The 14,847-nt window shown below is 52.8% G+C and carries 12 protein-coding genes and 1 riboswitch; of the genes, 7 read left to right on the top strand and 5 right to left on the bottom strand.

Annotation, left to right across the window (positions count from 1 at the left end):
• The first annotated feature begins 380 nt into the window (after window positions 1-380).
• The 3 genes from ACP5D4_RS17985 (at window position 381) to psbM (ending at window position 2,880) form a co-directional block, all read left to right on the top strand.
• Entirely contained in the window at window positions 381-2,186 is a 1,806-nt protein-coding gene (locus tag ACP5D4_RS17985; RefSeq protein ID WP_428012996.1) for a TolC family protein, read from the top strand.
• A 236-nt stretch (window positions 2,187-2,422) separates the two neighbouring features.
• On the top strand, window positions 2,423-2,719 hold the full coding sequence (locus tag ACP5D4_RS17980; RefSeq protein ID WP_428012995.1) for a 2Fe-2S iron-sulfur cluster-binding protein: 297 nt from the start codon (window positions 2,423-2,425) through the stop codon (window positions 2,717-2,719).
• A gap of 47 nt (window positions 2,720-2,766) precedes the next feature.
• A complete protein-coding gene (gene psbM / locus ACP5D4_RS17975; RefSeq protein ID WP_428012994.1) occupies window positions 2,767-2,880 on the top strand; it encodes a photosystem II reaction center protein PsbM in 114 nt (37 codons plus the stop codon).
• Window positions 2,881-2,977: 97 nt separating this feature from the next.
• Here psbM and ACP5D4_RS17970 read toward each other — a convergent pair whose 3' ends face one another.
• The gene (locus tag ACP5D4_RS17970) at window positions 2,978-3,811 is read right to left on the bottom strand and encodes a universal stress protein (protein ID WP_428012993.1); all 834 of its coding nucleotides are present in this window, start codon (window positions 3,809-3,811) and stop codon (window positions 2,978-2,980) included.
• Between the two features lie 147 nt (window positions 3,812-3,958).
• Here ACP5D4_RS17970 and ACP5D4_RS17965 point away from each other — a divergent pair, with 147 nt between their 5' ends.
• The gene (locus tag ACP5D4_RS17965; protein ID WP_428012992.1) at window positions 3,959-4,438 is read left to right on the top strand and encodes an acyl-CoA thioesterase; all 480 of its coding nucleotides are present in this window, start codon (window positions 3,959-3,961) and stop codon (window positions 4,436-4,438) included.
• Window positions 4,439-4,473: 35 nt separating this feature from the next.
• Here ACP5D4_RS17965 and rdgB read toward each other — a convergent pair whose 3' ends face one another.
• Both rdgB and lipA read right to left on the bottom strand, forming a co-directional pair.
• Window positions 4,474-5,046, bottom strand: a complete 573-nt coding sequence (rdgB, locus tag ACP5D4_RS17960; RefSeq protein WP_428012991.1) for an RdgB/HAM1 family non-canonical purine NTP pyrophosphatase — start codon at window positions 5,044-5,046, stop codon at window positions 4,474-4,476.
• Window positions 5,043-5,939 carry a lipoyl synthase gene (gene lipA, locus ACP5D4_RS17955; RefSeq protein ID WP_428012990.1) on the bottom strand — a complete coding sequence of 299 codons (897 nt, stop codon included), beginning with the start codon at window positions 5,937-5,939 and terminating at the stop codon, window positions 5,043-5,045. Before lipA ends, rdgB begins: the two co-directional genes overlap by 4 nt.
• Before the next feature lie 186 nt (window positions 5,940-6,125).
• Window positions 6,126-6,206, top strand: a riboswitch (Glutamine riboswitch).
• 37 nt (window positions 6,207-6,243) lie between these two features.
• Between lipA and ACP5D4_RS17950 the strand changes: the two genes are divergently transcribed.
• Window positions 6,244-6,555, top strand: a complete 312-nt coding sequence (locus tag ACP5D4_RS17950) for a DUF4278 domain-containing protein (protein WP_428012989.1) — start codon at window positions 6,244-6,246, stop codon at window positions 6,553-6,555.
• Between the two features lie 1,822 nt (window positions 6,556-8,377).
• Here ACP5D4_RS17950 and ACP5D4_RS17945 read toward each other — a convergent pair.
• The gene (locus ACP5D4_RS17945) at window positions 8,378-9,016 is read right to left on the bottom strand and encodes an HAD-IB family phosphatase (protein ID WP_428012988.1); all 639 of its coding nucleotides are present in this window, start codon (window positions 9,014-9,016) and stop codon (window positions 8,378-8,380) included.
• A 209-nt stretch (window positions 9,017-9,225) separates the two neighbouring features.
• On the opposite strand from ACP5D4_RS17945, the gene prfC reads away from it, so the two are divergent.
• The gene (gene prfC, locus ACP5D4_RS17940; RefSeq protein ID WP_428012987.1) at window positions 9,226-10,854 is read left to right on the top strand and encodes a peptide chain release factor 3; all 1,629 of its coding nucleotides are present in this window, start codon (window positions 9,226-9,228) and stop codon (window positions 10,852-10,854) included.
• 120 nt (window positions 10,855-10,974) lie between these two features.
• Here prfC and ACP5D4_RS17935 read toward each other — a convergent pair whose 3' ends face one another.
• Window positions 10,975-14,073, bottom strand: a complete 3,099-nt coding sequence (locus tag ACP5D4_RS17935) for a CHAT domain-containing protein (RefSeq protein ID WP_428012986.1) — start codon at window positions 14,071-14,073, stop codon at window positions 10,975-10,977.
• Window positions 14,074-14,213: 140 nt separating this feature from the next.
• Here ACP5D4_RS17935 and ACP5D4_RS17930 point away from each other — a divergent pair, with 140 nt between their 5' ends.
• Window positions 14,214-14,666, top strand: a complete 453-nt coding sequence (locus ACP5D4_RS17930) for a peroxiredoxin (protein ID WP_428012985.1) — start codon at window positions 14,214-14,216, stop codon at window positions 14,664-14,666.
• The last annotated feature ends 181 nt before the right edge of the window (window positions 14,667-14,847 follow it).

Raw genomic sequence — 14,847 nt, 5'->3', positions numbered from 1 at the left:
TACCTGAAGCTGGAGGCATGAAGCCCCCGTGCTTCAGCCGGGGGTGCTGACGGTAAACGAACAGTCCCAATTCGAGCGTTCAAATTGCGCTTCGGTTGGCGTTAAGTGGATTCTGCTCTCAATTGTATCGGTCTCGTCCTTTTTCTGGCCGGGCAATTCGGCGATTTCCTCCTCTTGTTTGGCTTGTTATCACATAAAATATATGATGTCAAATTTATTTATTAATTTTTTACAAAAAGAGGGCGGAAGGCGATCGACCTAGGCGAGGAAGTTTTTTCGATTTTGTGGGGAAAACGATCGGGTCTAGCTGCTATTGTGCTATAGGGGTTGTCCCAGTTGTCGCACTAAGTTCCCAAGTCAGGCGAATTTCCAACGAGCATATGACCAGATTGCGTTATTGGATGGCTGTGAGTATTCTCGCGGCGCTCTCTCTTCACGGTTCGAGAGCGTTAGCGTCTTCTGCAAAAACTCCGGCTAAACCCCCTCAACTCAAGAGCGAAACCGTCGCCGAGGACTCGTCCGTCACGGCGCAAGCGACCCCAGACAAAAAGCAACCGCGAGAGACGACTCCCGAGGAAGTCGGCGACCCCGCTTCGGTAACAGATAGCGTCACCGATCCCGCCGAGACCCCCGAAGAAGTTCCCCTCACCCCCGAGGAGCCGACGATCGCGCCCGAAACGCGGCCGACACCGAGATCGTCCGAGGGCATGGGAATGCCAAACCCTCCCGACAGCGACATCACGGATGTAGACCTGCCGGAAATCCCCTCGATTCCGCAGCCCTCGGGCGTCACCACCATTCCCGAGGGGGAACCCGCCCCCCCTTACCTCAATCCGCATCCCAACCTTTTGCGGTTTCCCACGGAAGACGAAGAGGTGGAGTTAGCGGGAACGCAGCCGATTACCCTCGAACAGGCCATCGAACTGGCGGTTCGCAACAACCTGGATTTACAAGAAACCCGTCTGGCTCTCGAAACCAGTCGCGCCAACCTGCGGGAAGTTCAAGGCACCTTATTTCCCCAATTAGATTTGTCGAGTAACGTCACCTGGAACGACTCGGCCAGTTCCCGCATCAGCATCCAACGTCAGGAAGACCTTCAAGGCTTCGTGTCTCCACTACAAAGCGATTCTACGTCCGTGACCTGGAACAACCAACTCCAGTTAAGTTACGACGTTTATACCTTCGGACGCCGGGCCGGACAAATCGGTGCGGCCCGCGGCCAGGTTCGGATTAACGAATTAGAACTCGAGCGTCAACTCGAAGAGATCCGTTTGAACGTCAGCGAAGCTTACTATGACGTTCAACAGGCGGATATGGACGTGAGAATCGCCCGTTCGGCGGTGGAAAACTCTCAGAAAAGTTTGGAAGACGCCCAAGCCCTCGAAGAAGCGGGAGTCGGTACTCAGTTCGACGTGCTGCGGGCGGAAGTGCAACTGGCCAACGACCAACAGCAACTCACCCAAGCTCTCAGCGACCAACAGGTGACTCGACGGGCCCTGGCGCAGGTTCTCAACATCCCGCAGTCGGTCAACGTGGCGGCCGCCGACCCGGTGGATTTGGAAGGGGTCTGGGAAATGACTCTCGAAGAAAGCATCGTTCAAGCGTTGCACAATCGAGCCGAACTGGAACAGCAACTCGTGCAGCGGGAAATTAGCGACGATCTCCGACGGGTGGCGCTGGCGCAAACGCTGCCCCAGTTCTCAGTGTTTGGCAATATGCAGCTCATCGACATATCGGACGACAATGTGGGCGGACTGACAGAGGGGTACAGTGTGGGCGCTCAGATGCAATGGCAACTCTTTAACGGCGGTGCTAGTTACGCGGCCGCCCGTCAGGAGGAACTCAATCGGGAAACGGCGGAAGTGCGGTTTTCTAACCTGCGCAACCAAGTCCGCCTGCAAGTGGAACGCGCCTATTACGAGTTAGAGGCGCGGTTGCAAAACGTGCAAACCTCGACCACGGCCTTGACCCTGGCGGAGGAAAGTTTGGATTTGGCACGGTTGCGCTTCGTGGCTGGCGTGGGAACCCAAACGGACGTGATTCAGGCTCAAGACGACTTGACTCAGGCTCAGGGAAACCTCGTCGATGCGATTATCGGCTACAACCGCGCCCTGGCTCAGATTCGTCGGGCGGTGAGTAACTATCCGTTCGCCGACGAAATCGATGCGCTGCTTCCGCCGGAATAGCAGTTCGCCCGAAACCCCGTGGCCGCGTGGCCGGCCACGCAGCCACGCAGAGGATGCGAAACGGAGCGTTGAGAACGGGGTGGCGCGATGGCCGAGCTTCGGGACAACCGCTCGATCGGGGGATCGATCGCCGCGACGGGGGGTTTTTCTTTACATTTTTTTACGTTTTATCGTAAAGATTGTTAACATAAAGCCAAAGGAACCATTGCAATTTCAAACAGCAAGGGAGAAGCAATATGGCTAATATTAAGTTTGTCAACGAAGATCTCGAGGTCGTAGCGGCAGACGGGGCAAACTTAAGAACCAAAGCCCTGGAGAATAAAGTCGATATTTACAAAACCTGGGGCAAGTTGACGAACTGTGGCGGTTACGGCCAGTGCGGAACCTGCATCGTCGAGGTCGTCGAAGGAATGGAAAACCTCTCGCCGCCGACGGAAGCTGAAAAGCGGAAATTGCGGAAAAAACCTGACAGCTATCGTCTCGCTTGTCAAGCTCTGGTCAACGGCCCGGTGAGCGTGAAAACCAAGCCGTGATATTCTAAAGGAGCTAAAAATTTCGAGCTTCGCTAGAGGGCTTTTCTATGGAAGTTAACGATCTCGGTTTTGTGGCCAGCTTATTGTTTGTGCTAGTGCCGACCGTCTTTCTGTTAATTCTGTATATTCAGACCCAAAGTCGCGAAGGAAGAGACACTTAAAATTAGTGGCACTTCGCGAAGGGTTGATGGAAAAACCCGGCTTCATATGAAGCCGGGTTTTTCTAGATTCGGATATCGCGGCAAGGTCGATCGACCCCTATTCGCCCGGTGTCCGGGCTAAGAGAACGGGACAGTTGGCATAAACGCGCACGTAGTCCGAGAGAGACTCACCCAAGAGTCGATCGAGATCCGGGAAGCCTTTGGCGATCGTCGGCCGGCGATCGGGCGATCCCAACACCAACAAATCCGCGTTTTCCTCTTCTGCAAGGCGGCAAATTTCCGGGCCGGCTTTACCGGAAGCGGTCATGCAGCGAGCGTTGATGCCCAAGCTGCGGGCTTTCTGCATCGCCTCGGCTAATACGGCGTCTTGTTCCGGCGGAAGGCTGGCGTCGGGGGGGTTGACGTGAGCGAGAATCAATTGCAGGTCTTTGAGGTCTTTCGCCCAGGACAGCGCCAAGTCTAAGGACGCTTTGGAGGCGTCGGAGGGATCGAGGGCGACCATCATCCGTTTGAGACGTTTGACGTAAACGTCGTCTTTCACCAACAACATCGGGCGATCGGCAAGCTGGAAGACGTACTGGCTCACCGAGTTTTCCAGAATCGACACCAAGCGACCGAGACCGCGAGACCCCATGATAATCAAGTCGGCTTGGACTTCTCTGGCGGTATCGCACACGATCGCTTTCGGATCGCCCTGCACGAGGAGGGGCGTCACTTTACTCGGATCGACCTTCAGGGCTTTGACGGCTTCAGCCAGGATTTTACCGCCTTCTTCGAGTTTCTCGGAAAAGCCATCTGCCGTAATTTGAGGCGGGACGACGTGCAAGACCGTAATCGACGCTCGTTGGATTTCGGGAATCTCCATCAACTGGTTGAGCATCTCTTCGCACAGTCCCCGTCCGGCGACGGCAACAAGAATTTTTTCAATCATCGTTTTACTATGGTCGTGACGACAGTGGGCGAGGTCTTGCCGGGAAATTCGGTTGCCTCAAAAATTTGTACTGAACTTTAAAATTAAGCATAAGCCCCATACCCAACGCAAAATTTGTAGAAATGTAGCGTTTTGAAACGTTTTGTGATGAGCGATCCCCAAAATAAATCCAGTACGGCTATTCAAAATCAGGTTTTAACGGGCGAAGAGGTTTGGTTCGAGTACCCCGTGCGAGCCTATCCCCACCACACCGATTACGGCGGCGTGGTCTGGCATGGAACCTATATCCAGTGGATGGAAGAAGCTCGCGTCGAATGCTTTAAGTCCATCGGCCTCGATTATGCCGATTTGGTCGCTATGGGCTGCGAGTTGTTAGTGGTGGAACTTTCAACCCGCTACCATCGAGCCATGCCCATGGGCGCCACGGGCATCGTGAAAACCCGCATGAACACCGGAAACGGCGTCCGCCTGAACTGGGACTATCAAATCCTGTCTGAAGATCGCAGTCAGGTCTATCTCTCCGCCCAAGTGACCCTCGTCGCGGTCGATACGGAAAAAGGCAAAATCATGCGCCGTTTACCGCCGATCGTCTCTGAGGCGATCGATCGCTTGGAGATGATGAGATGAGGGGACGAGGGGATGAGTCCCCCTCTCGGGAAGCTTCACGCCAACTTATCCAAGGTCGGACGCAACGCCTGAAACGCCCGTCCTCGATGGCTGCACTGGTGTTTTTGTTCGGGAGACATTTCGGCGAAACTCAGCCCCAGTTCGCCAACGTAGAAAATGGGGTCGTAGCCGAACCCGGCATCTCCTCGAGGTTCGCTGAGGATTTCGCCGGGACAAATGCCTTCGACTTCTGCGGCGATGCTCCCGTCGGGACGGGCGATGGCAATGGCACAGACGAACTGGGCGTCTCGGTTGTCGGTATCTCCCAACTCCCGTAAGACGCGATCGATGCGATCGCGATCGCTCTTTCCATATCGCGCTGAATAAATTCCCGGTGCGCCGTCGAGCGCTTTGACGCTCAACCCGGAATCGTCGGCGATCGACCATTTTCCGGTGGCTTTGGCCACGCTGCTGGCTTTCAAGCGGGCGTTTTCGGCAAAGGTCGTCCCAGTTTCCTCAATGTCGATTTCCGGCGGTTTGAGTTGGAGTTCCCAGTCGGTATCGGTGAGATAGGCTTGCATCTCCTTCAACTTTCCGGGGTTCCCCGTGGCCACCACTAATACCGTCATGGGTTCGTCTCCAAGGCGGGTTTGCTGCGAGGATAGCGTTCCATTAAGGCGCGAACCTGTTCGGCGTGGTAGGAACTGCGCGTTAAGGGAGAAGAGACCACTTGTAAAAATCCGATCGATTCCCCGTATTCCCGCCAACCGTCGAACTGTTCCGGGGTGGCGAAATAGTTCACGCCCAGATGTTTTTGACTCGGTTGCAGGTATTGTCCCAACGTCAGGATGTCGCAATCGACTTCGCGCAAATCCCGCATCACTTGGCGGATTTCTTCGTCGGTTTCTTCTAAACCCACCATCAAACCGGATTTGGTGTACACCCAAGGGGCGATTTGACGGGTACGGCGCAGGAGTTCCAAGGATCGATCGTAATTCCCTTGGGGACGAGTGCGGCGATACAGTCGCGGCACCGTTTCCGTGTTGTGGTTGAGAACTTCTGGCTGGGCGTCGAGGATCGTCGCCAGAGCGTCCCAGTTTCCGCACAAGTCGGGAATCAAGACTTCGATGGTGGTTCCCGGCGACACACGGCGCACTGCTTGGATACAGGCGACAAACTGAGACGCGCCTCCGTCGGGGAGGTCGTCGCGGTTGACGGAGGTGATGACTACGTGGTTCAACCGCAGTTTTTGCACCGCCTCGGCTAGATGTTCCGGTTCTTGGGGGTCGAGGGCTTTTGGCTGTTTCTCGAAGTCGATATCGCAGTAGGGACAGGCGCGGGTACAAGCCGGCCCCATAATCAGGAAAGTGGCCGTTCCGTTGTTGAAGCACTCGCCGATGTTGGGACAGGAGGCTTCTTCGCAGACGGTGTTGAGGCTCAGGTCTCGCAGGATTTCTTTGACGTTGCCGACGCGCTGCCACTGCGGGGCTTTCACGCGCAACCAGTTGGGTTTGACGTTCACTCGCTCGCTTCGATCGCTATCTACAAACTGCCCGCTTATTTTAACTCATCGGGTTTTGCAGAGGTTTTCGTAACGGCAGGCAACGATCGAATCGATCAACCCTTGTGATTCACGTCACAACTGATTAATTTTCTTAATATCCTTGACATTTTCCGCTCAGATGGTAACAATAGATACAGAAAGTAAATCGTTCATCCCTCAAAGGAGCGAGTAAAAATACTCACCAGTGAGGGACGGAAGTAGGGACAACTCCCGAAGGAACGCGCCTCGCTCAACTCGTTTAGATAGCTGTAGGAGGCGAATCATGCAACTCACTTATCGCGGAATTCCTTATAACTACGCTGCTCCCCAGGTGGAAACTCCTCCCGTGAAAAAGGTTGGGAAGTATCGCGGCTTAGACTGGCGGTTCCACACGGATACGAAAACGGTGGTTCAACAACCCACGGTAGAATTGAAGTATCGCGGTGTGGCGTATCGTGCCGATCGGGAAAACGAACAGCGTCCCGTCAACGAGCGTTCTCGCTACATGATGATGCACCGCACGGAACACAAAGACACGGTTCGTCAATCGATGTTGCGTCGTTCCTTGGAAGGACTGACTGAATTCGCATTCTAGGATTCTCAGTCTCGATGCAATTGTCGAAAGATTACCCAATCACAACCCATAACCCGCTTCAGAAGCCGCTCTAGAGTCTCTCTAGGGCGGTTCTTTTATGGGGTGATGAGGGGATGAGGAGATGAGGAGATGAGGGTTCTCTCCCTTTGCATAAGTTCATATAAAATAAGTGTCACTATCATAGCGGTAAACTTTGGTCTCAAAGGGTTGTCATCGATCGAGCAGATCGTTAAAGTAATAATCAAAGCTCAATAAAGAGCTTTCAGGCAGACACAAACAGCCTAGTTCACACGAGTTCTAAAGAGGTAAAAGCGCTGTTCAAATTCAAGTCTGTCCCCTACGTAAAAACCACGACACCCACGCGAAAAATCGATATTTCCTCTAATTAAAAAAGGGGAGCTATGCAACTAAGTTTTGTCTTAGTTCATCTCCACGGAATCTAGACTAGAGAGGAGGTCACTCGATACATCGGTTGTGGGTGTTGTTGTGTTTAGAGCGACTTGAGAACAGCGCCAGTTCGAGAAATTCAGCGGATTCTTAACGTCGATGCGATATATTTCGGCGTAACGTAAAGTTTAGTATCGAACCCTTGCGATCGAATTCCATAAGGATTACTCTAATACTAGAAGCTAAAAGAAAAGCTTCTAGGCAGACACCAAACAGCCTAGCCCATACAAGTTAAAACGAGGTCAAAACGCTGTTGAATCAATCGTCTGTCCCAGTTCAAAACACGGCAACGCCCAATCAGGCAACTGATACTTCTTCCACTTAGATAATGGGAGCCATGCAACTCGCCCTCGGTGAAGTTCATCTCCGTAAAGTCTCGGAAATCAGGAGAAGTCACTCGTTCGACGGATCTGGGCGTTGTTGTCGTTTGAGGACTTGAATCCCTGGGCTATGCCTTCTGACGTGAGTTTTAAAGCTCGATAACAGTAAAAACAGTAAAGCTGTCTCAGACGTAAAGTTTAGTATCAAGTAGTTGTCAGAGAGAAAAAAGAACGCTACTCTAATACTAGAAGCTTTAAAAGAGCTTCAACGCAGGCAGACTTACTAAACAGCCTAGTGTAAACCAGTCAAAGAGGTAAAAACGCTGTCAATTCTAACGTCTGTCCCATCACGAAAAACAGCAACGCTCGATCGCGTCACGACGATTTCCACCACCTAGTTTTCAGGGAAGTTTGTCCGAGGGAGCTTTTCCAAGAGGTTCGCCAACGACATCTCCAGATAGACTCAACCAAAAAGGGGAAATCCAACCGTTAGACCTCTCCGAGCGTTGCTGTTTTTTAGCGTATTTTTTGAGTGGTGTTTTGACGGTATCGCTTTCGGTTCGTCGCTTCGTGAAAATCGAACATTTAAGAAAGCGATCGATCCAAGTCTGTTGAATGTAAAGTTTAGTTGCGACCCCTTGTCGTCTTCTGAAAAAAGAACTACATTAAGGCTAGAAGCTAATAGATAGCTTCTAGGCAGATACCAAACAGCGCAGTCCAATAAGTAAAGAGGTAAAAAACGCTGTCAAATACAACATCTGTCCCATCACGAAAAACAGCGACATCTTATCGAGACGTTGATATTTCCTCCACTTAGAGAATGGGAGCAATGCAGCTAAGCAGTTGCTTAGTTCACCTCCAAGGAACCTCGGAGAAATATGGGGAAATCGCTCAACAAGCCGATCTGGGTATCGCTGTTTTTCCATTGTGATTGTTTGTACGGGTTTTGATTTTGACCGGAGTTTCGTCAATCGCGCTTCAAACTTGAATTGGCGAAATACCAAAAAACCGCTCTGTATCCTCTGTGTCTCTGTGGTGAAGACCTCTCTGTTGGCTTACCACAACTGCGACAGTCGATCGCGCACGTCGAAAAAGGTTTCAAACGGCTCGTAAACTTTCCCCCGCTCCTCAAGATACTGACACAGGCGAGTTCTGGCGAACACCAAAGGCGCCGCCATGGCCATATTCAAATCCGTCACCGAATCGCCGATCGCAACCCAATCCTCAACGCCATACTGTTTGACGACTTCCACCTTCGCCACCAATTCTGTCTCCCCTTCAACGTCCGAGTGGGGTTGGAAATAGGTTCCCGTGGTATCGACGTCAACGGCGTGAATTCCTCGGACGCGAGTTTGTAAGTCTCCGAGAACCGCTTCTACCATTCCTTTCAATCCCCCGGAAATCACTACGAAGGGAACCTGTTTTTCTTCGAGGAAATCCAGCAGTTCCACCAAACCGGGACGAATGGCTTTCGATTTGGCGAATTCCAACACCTCGGGGTAGCGAGAAGAGGGAATCGATTCGAGCATTTGTCGGACGCCGTCGCGCAACGTCACTTTCAACTCGTAAATTTGGGGAAGCAATCGATGCGCCACCTCTGGGGTGAATTCCCTCAACATGGCGACAAAGGTTTCTTCGGCGGTGATGGTTCCGTCGAAATCGCAAAAGACGATGCGTCGTGGGGTGTCGGTCATAATTTTCGGGTTGTTTCTCGTTTTTTTCTCAACTGCGCTCCGTAGTATATCGCTGTGGCGGAAACTGGGGAATTCTCAGACGGTTTTCCAACCCCAGCGCAACAACTGAGTTTGATACACTTTAAAAGCATCAACCCAAGTCTCGATCGCTATATAGATGACGCGATCGATCCCGGGTTCTCACCCCGTTTCAACTTCTGATTGCACCTATGACCGACGACCTTCGAGCCGAACTTCAAGCCGCCGTAGACCAACGCCGCAATTTCGCGATTATTTCCCACCCCGACGCCGGTAAAACCACGTTAACCGAAAAAGTCCTGCTGTACGGGGGTGCGATTCACGAAGCCGGAGCCGTCAAATCCCGTCGATCGCAACGTCACGCCACTTCCGACTGGATGGCGATGGAACAACAGCGGGGAATTTCCATTACCTCGACGGTTCTGCAATTCGAGTATGGCGGACACCACATTAATTTACTCGATACCCCCGGACACCAAGATTTCGGCGAAGATACTTATCGGACTCTCACCGCTGCGGACAACGCGGTGATGTTGGAAGACGCGGCCAAAGGACTCGAACCGCAAACGCGCAAGCTGTTTGAAGTCTGTCGGATGCGATCGCTCCCGATTTTTACCTTCATGAATAAAATGGATAGGCCCAGTCGCGATCCCTTGGAACTCCTCGACGAAATCGAGCAGGAATTGGGACTGGCGACTTATCCGGTGACTTGGCCGATTGGAAGTGGCGATCGATTCCAAGGGGTGTACGATCGACGCCAAAAGAAAATCCACCTGTTCGAGCGTACCGCCCATGGTAGCAAAGCCGCCAAAGACACGATTCTCGAACTGGGAGATCCTCGCCTCGAAGAATTACTCGATACCGAACTCTACCACCAACTCAAAGACGAACTGGAGATTCTCGACGAACTGGGAACCGACTTCGATCTCGATCGCATTCACGCCGGACAGTTAACTCCTGTCTTCTTCGGAAGCGCCATGACCAACTTCGGCGTCCAACTGTTCCTCGATGCGTTCCTCGAATATTCCCTCAAACCCAGTCCTCGCCACAGTACCCTCGACGACATCGACCCCACTTATCCGGAATTTACCGGGTTCGTGTTCAAACTCCAAGCGAACATGGACCCCAAACACCGCGATCGTATCGCCTTCGTTCGCGTCTGTAGCGGTAAATTCGAGAAAGACATGACCGTGAAACACGCGCGAACCGGAAAAACGGTACGCTTGTCCCGGCCGCAAAAACTCTTCGCGCAAGGACGAGAATCTCTCGACGTGGCGTATCCCGGCGATGCGATCGGTTTGAACAACCCCGGCGTTTTCGCCATTGGAGACACCATTTACAACGGAAAGAAACTCGAATACGAAGGAATTCCCTGTTTCTCCCCGGAACTGTTCGCCTACCTGCGGAACGTCAACCCCTCGAAATTCAAACAGTTCCGCAAAGGGGTTTCGGAACTGCGGGAAGAAGGCGCAGTACAGATTATGTATTCCGTGGACGAATCCAAACGCGATCCGATTTTAGCGGCGGTGGGTCAACTTCAGTTTGAAGTGGTACAGTTCCGCCTCGAAACCGAGTACGGCGTCGAAACCCGCCTCGAACCGCTTCCCTTTAGCGTGGCGCGATGGGTAACTGGCGGTTGGGAGGCTTTGGAAAAAGCCGGACGTTTGTTTAATACCGCCACGGTGAAAGACAGTTGGGAACGTCCGGTGTTGTTGTTCCGCAACGATTGGAACGTGGCGCAGGTTCAAGGAGACCATCCCGATTTGGCGTTGAGTCATATTGCGCCTGTGGTTTCGGGGAAAGAACCGGTTGAGGTTTGAGGTAATGGAATGATGGGATGATGGGGTGAGGTCGGTGCGTGACGATTTCTCGGTCTCATTGCGACACCCTATTTTTCAAGTCACGCACCCTCCGATTTTCTGTTCCCTGTTCCCTGTTTATTACCAGGGACTTCCTACCATCGTGAATCCGGCCCAATAATAAGGATGAGAGAGATCGAGGTTCGATCGATCCTGCAATTCTTCCGGTAACGCCAGGGGTTCGGCGACGCCGCGAATGCGGACGCTTCCGCTTTCAACTCGAACGTCTCCGTGGATTAACGCCAGTTGCGCTTGACGCAACGCCTCGGATTTGGTGCGCGTTTCCCGCAACTGACGGTAAAACTGACTCATTAACCCCAAGGTTCCCTCGTCGCTGACGTACCACAAACTGGCTAAGGCCGATTTCACCCCTGCTGACACTGCAAATCCGGCGAATCCCAATTCCGCTTCTTCGCTTCCGACAGCGGTACGACAGGCGGACAGAACCACCAATTCAACGGCTGGGTTGTTCCAGCCTAACCGCCGCAGTTGGTCGAGGCGAAGTCGTTCGTCCCAAAGTTGAATGTAAGAGTCCTCGAAGGTGAGGAATTCCCCGTGAGTGGCCAGGTGAACGATGGCGTAGCCGTGACGTCGCCGCTGCTGGACTAAGTTTTCCCGCGTAAACTGTTCGTTGAGAAAGGCTGTACCGTTCCACCATTCTTGAGTAATGGTGGTCAGTTCTACGGGAACCGCCGGAAGCGGCGCGAGATCGGTATTAAACTCGCTGGCTCCCATTGCTAAGACGCTGGTATTTTGTAAGGTGCGATATCTTGTATCGACGAGTCCCAGGCTGGGAATGAGACTCAGGCTAAACTGTTCTACGAGGAAATGTTCGCCGTCGTGTAAGGCGGCGATGGGAAGGCTGCGGAGTCCGGCTGGCATGGAAAAGAGCAGGGTATCGATTTCGGCGGCTTCCAGTTCCGGTAAAATGGGGGCGATCGACCATTGGTAGAGTTGCTGAGCTGATTCTAAATAGGCTGTGGTTCGGATGTAGCGGGGGTTCGTCAGTTGTTCGCGAAAGCGGTTGGCCACTTCGAGAACTTGCGATCGAGATACGGACACAGACCGCCGTATGGGTCGATTGTTGGCGGTAAACACCACCAGTTCCAGTTGGTTCGGAAGTAGCGTCACGTACACTACAGCTGACTGGGTTCCGGTTTGACGCGCCACTTCGGTTAAGGCTTCTCGCGCACTTTGAATGGAAATGGACGAATTCGCCAGGTTTCCGAGGTAGGTACTGAATTCTTGAAGGCGGTCTTGTTCTAGGCTGGCGACGGCTTCCACGTCTTCGGTGTAGGCGATTTCTGCGCCTTCTGTAAACTCGAAATCGAACTCTTCGTCTTCGATTTCGCCGCGATCGCCATCGTCGTCGTCTCGGGGTTCGTCCCCTTCGTCTTGTCTTTCGGGTCGTTCTCCATCGTCGGGTCGATCGTCAAATTCGGGTCGTTCTCCATCGTCGGGTCGATCGTCAAATTCGCCGCGATCGTCGTCGATTTCGGGTCGTTCTCCATCGTCGGGTCGATCGTCAAATTCGCCGCGATCGCCTTCGGCGTCGTCAAATCCCTCAAATTCCCCAGGTGCGTCTTGTTCCGGTGCGTCTGGCTTGTCGCCAATCTCGTCAACGCGAACGTCGCCTTCGATATCGCGAGAAACGTCCTCTTCAATCGTTTGACGCCGGCCGCCAACCACCGAGAAAAACTGTCCGCCGCTTCCAGTTTGAACCTGTAAGGTGTTGAGGCTGACGCGAATCGGCGCGTTGGGGGTTCCGATTCCCCCAGTTCCCATCGTTCGGAAGATTCCCACATCGGCGGTCACTTGCGCGTTGGGTTCGTTGCGGAAAATCGGGCCGCTGTTGGCGTCGATTTCCACTTGGCGATTGCTGGTAATGGTTCCCAGGCGAATTTCTCCAATTTCTCCAGCGTTTCCCATGCGAAGTAAAACGTTTCCGCTGCTGGTGCGAATTTCGGTTCCGGAGGATTGAAAAATACTCGCCGGTCCGGGTTGACGGGAATCCGCCGCCGCAACGGATTCGTTGGCGAAGAGAACGATATCGCCGTTTCCCCGACTGGTGTTGAGGTTGGCGTCGATGTTGATGCTGCGTCCGGCGTAGAGTTCGATTCCGTCGGGATTGTCGATCGAACTGGAAAGGAGAATATCGTTCGTCGCCTGAAACAGAAGGCGTCCGGGGTTTGGGGTCGTTCCCGAGGTGTTGAGGGTGGCGGCGTCAACAGCGATTCGATCGCCAAACAGGCCGATTTCACCGCTGGCTACGCCGTCGGAAGCTTCGATCGATCCCGAGACGATCGCCGTCCCCGAAGCGGAACTCACCGACACCGTAGACCCCCGCAAACTCACCGTTCCGTCCGGGTTGACCGTCAAACGACTGGCGCGATCGACTCCCCCTCCCGTCAGCAGTTCCGGTAAACCCAAGGGGTTGAAGGGAACGTCAGATACCGCTGTCGGCGCGATTTCCAAACTCAGCAGGTTCCCCGGAACGCTGAACCGCAGCAATTGCGGTCCCGACACCGCCGTTAACATTACCGTTCCCCCAGGCGCAGACAGCAATCCGGTGTTCGCCACCGCACCCCCCAACAAGGCTAGGTTTCGGTTAGCGGTTACGGCCAGATTTCCTTCATTGACAATTGCGCCAATTTGTGGTAAAGCAAATTCAAAAGCGTTCGGATTGCCCGTTAAGTTCGCCACATTTTGCGTTTGAAATGAGGTTTGAAGCGCGTCGAACCATCCCGAATCAAAGCAAATTCCGGTCGCAGTTGTTGCAAAAAAATCACCGGGTACGTTGAGCCGAGCCTGTTGTCCGAAAAGGATTCCAGCCGGATTCATGAAGTATAAATTAGCGTTACTTCCAGAAAGTTTAATTAAGCCATCAATATAAGAAGCATTTCCCCCAGTGACGCGCGTTAAAATATTTCGGATGTTCGGGTTGGCGATAAAATTAGCCGTGCGATCGATCTCCAAATTAAACTGTTCAAAACTATGAAACAGATTAGCATTATCTTCAGAGAGCGAACCGCCTTGAATGTCGAATCGATCGCCATTGGGGGTTACAGTGGTTCCAATTCCGTCATCAGCGGGAACGATCGACTGAGAACAGACTGAGAACGAGGGTGCAATGGCGAGAAGAACGGCGATCGAGGAAACGCAGGCGAGTCGGCTAAACACGATCGGAAAGCCTCAAACTAACGATACGGGAACCTTTTCTCGATCGAAAAGCGAGATTCAGACAGTAAAGATCCAGTACCAACGCTAAATAGGGTAATATCAGAAAGAAACGTCAAAAAATCGATCGAAAAGGTTAAAAAATGGCTGTCAACGTTGGCGATATGGCTCCTGACTTTACCTTACCGGCTCAAAACGGAGAGTCAGTGAGTCTCAGCGATTTCCGAGGCAAAAAAGCCGTCATCTTATACTTTTACCCCAAAGACGACACCCCTGGCTGTACCGCCGAATCCTGCGCGTTCCGCGATCGCTACGAAACCTTTACCGACGCAGGCGCCGAAGTCATTGGAATCAGCGGCGATTCTGTCTCCTCTCACCGTCAGTTCGCCAGCAAACACAACTTACCCTTCACCTTGCTCAGCGACAGTGGCGATCGCGTCCGCAAGCTATACGACGTTCCCGCGACCTTATGGATACTTCCCGGGCGCGTAACTTACGTCATCGACAAAGATGGCGTAATTCGCCACATTTTCAACTCCCAACTCGATTTCCAAGGTCACGTGAACGAATCTATGAAGATTTTGGAGACGCTCTAATTGAGGGGAGATGGGGAACAGTGAACAGTGAACCGTGAGCCGTGAACAGGTGAGATTGGAAGAGAATTTCACATCATCTCATCATCTCATCATCCCCTCATCCCCTCATCCCCTCATCCCCTCATCCCCTCACGGAAAATACCTCGATACGTTTGGAAGCCCTGTCGCTTTAGCGCAGGGA

It is taken from the genome of Baaleninema sp., from assembly GCF_049974805.1.
Classification (GTDB): domain Bacteria; phylum Cyanobacteriota; class Cyanobacteriia; order Cyanobacteriales; family Geitlerinemataceae; genus Baaleninema.
Note: the sequence above shows the minus strand (reverse complement) of the source record. Positions and strands in the feature narration are given on the sequence as shown.

What these genes read in the sequence shown, in the direction of transcription:
- ACP5D4_RS17985 (WP_428012996.1), top strand. Translation starts at nt 381, where the DNA reads ATGACCAGATTGCGTTATTGGATGGCTGTGAGTATTCTCGCGGCGCTC.
- ACP5D4_RS17980 (WP_428012995.1), top strand. Translation starts at nt 2,423, where the DNA reads ATGGCTAATATTAAGTTTGTCAACGAAGATCTCGAGGTCGTAGCGGCA.
- psbM (WP_428012994.1), top strand. Translation starts at nt 2,767, where the DNA reads ATGGAAGTTAACGATCTCGGTTTTGTGGCCAGCTTATTGTTTGTGCTA.
- ACP5D4_RS17970 (WP_428012993.1), bottom strand. Translation starts at nt 3,811, where the DNA reads ATGATTGAAAAAATTCTTGTTGCCGTCGCCGGACGGGGACTGTGCGAA.
- ACP5D4_RS17965 (WP_428012992.1), top strand. Translation starts at nt 3,959, where the DNA reads ATGAGCGATCCCCAAAATAAATCCAGTACGGCTATTCAAAATCAGGTT.
- rdgB (WP_428012991.1), bottom strand. Translation starts at nt 5,046, where the DNA reads ATGACGGTATTAGTGGTGGCCACGGGGAACCCCGGAAAGTTGAAGGAG.
- ACP5D4_RS17950 (WP_428012989.1), top strand. Translation starts at nt 6,244, where the DNA reads ATGCAACTCACTTATCGCGGAATTCCTTATAACTACGCTGCTCCCCAG.
- ACP5D4_RS17945 (WP_428012988.1), bottom strand. Translation starts at nt 9,016, where the DNA reads ATGACCGACACCCCACGACGCATCGTCTTTTGCGATTTCGACGGAACC.
- prfC (WP_428012987.1), top strand. Translation starts at nt 9,226, where the DNA reads ATGACCGACGACCTTCGAGCCGAACTTCAAGCCGCCGTAGACCAACGC.
- ACP5D4_RS17930 (WP_428012985.1), top strand. Translation starts at nt 14,214, where the DNA reads ATGGCTGTCAACGTTGGCGATATGGCTCCTGACTTTACCTTACCGGCT.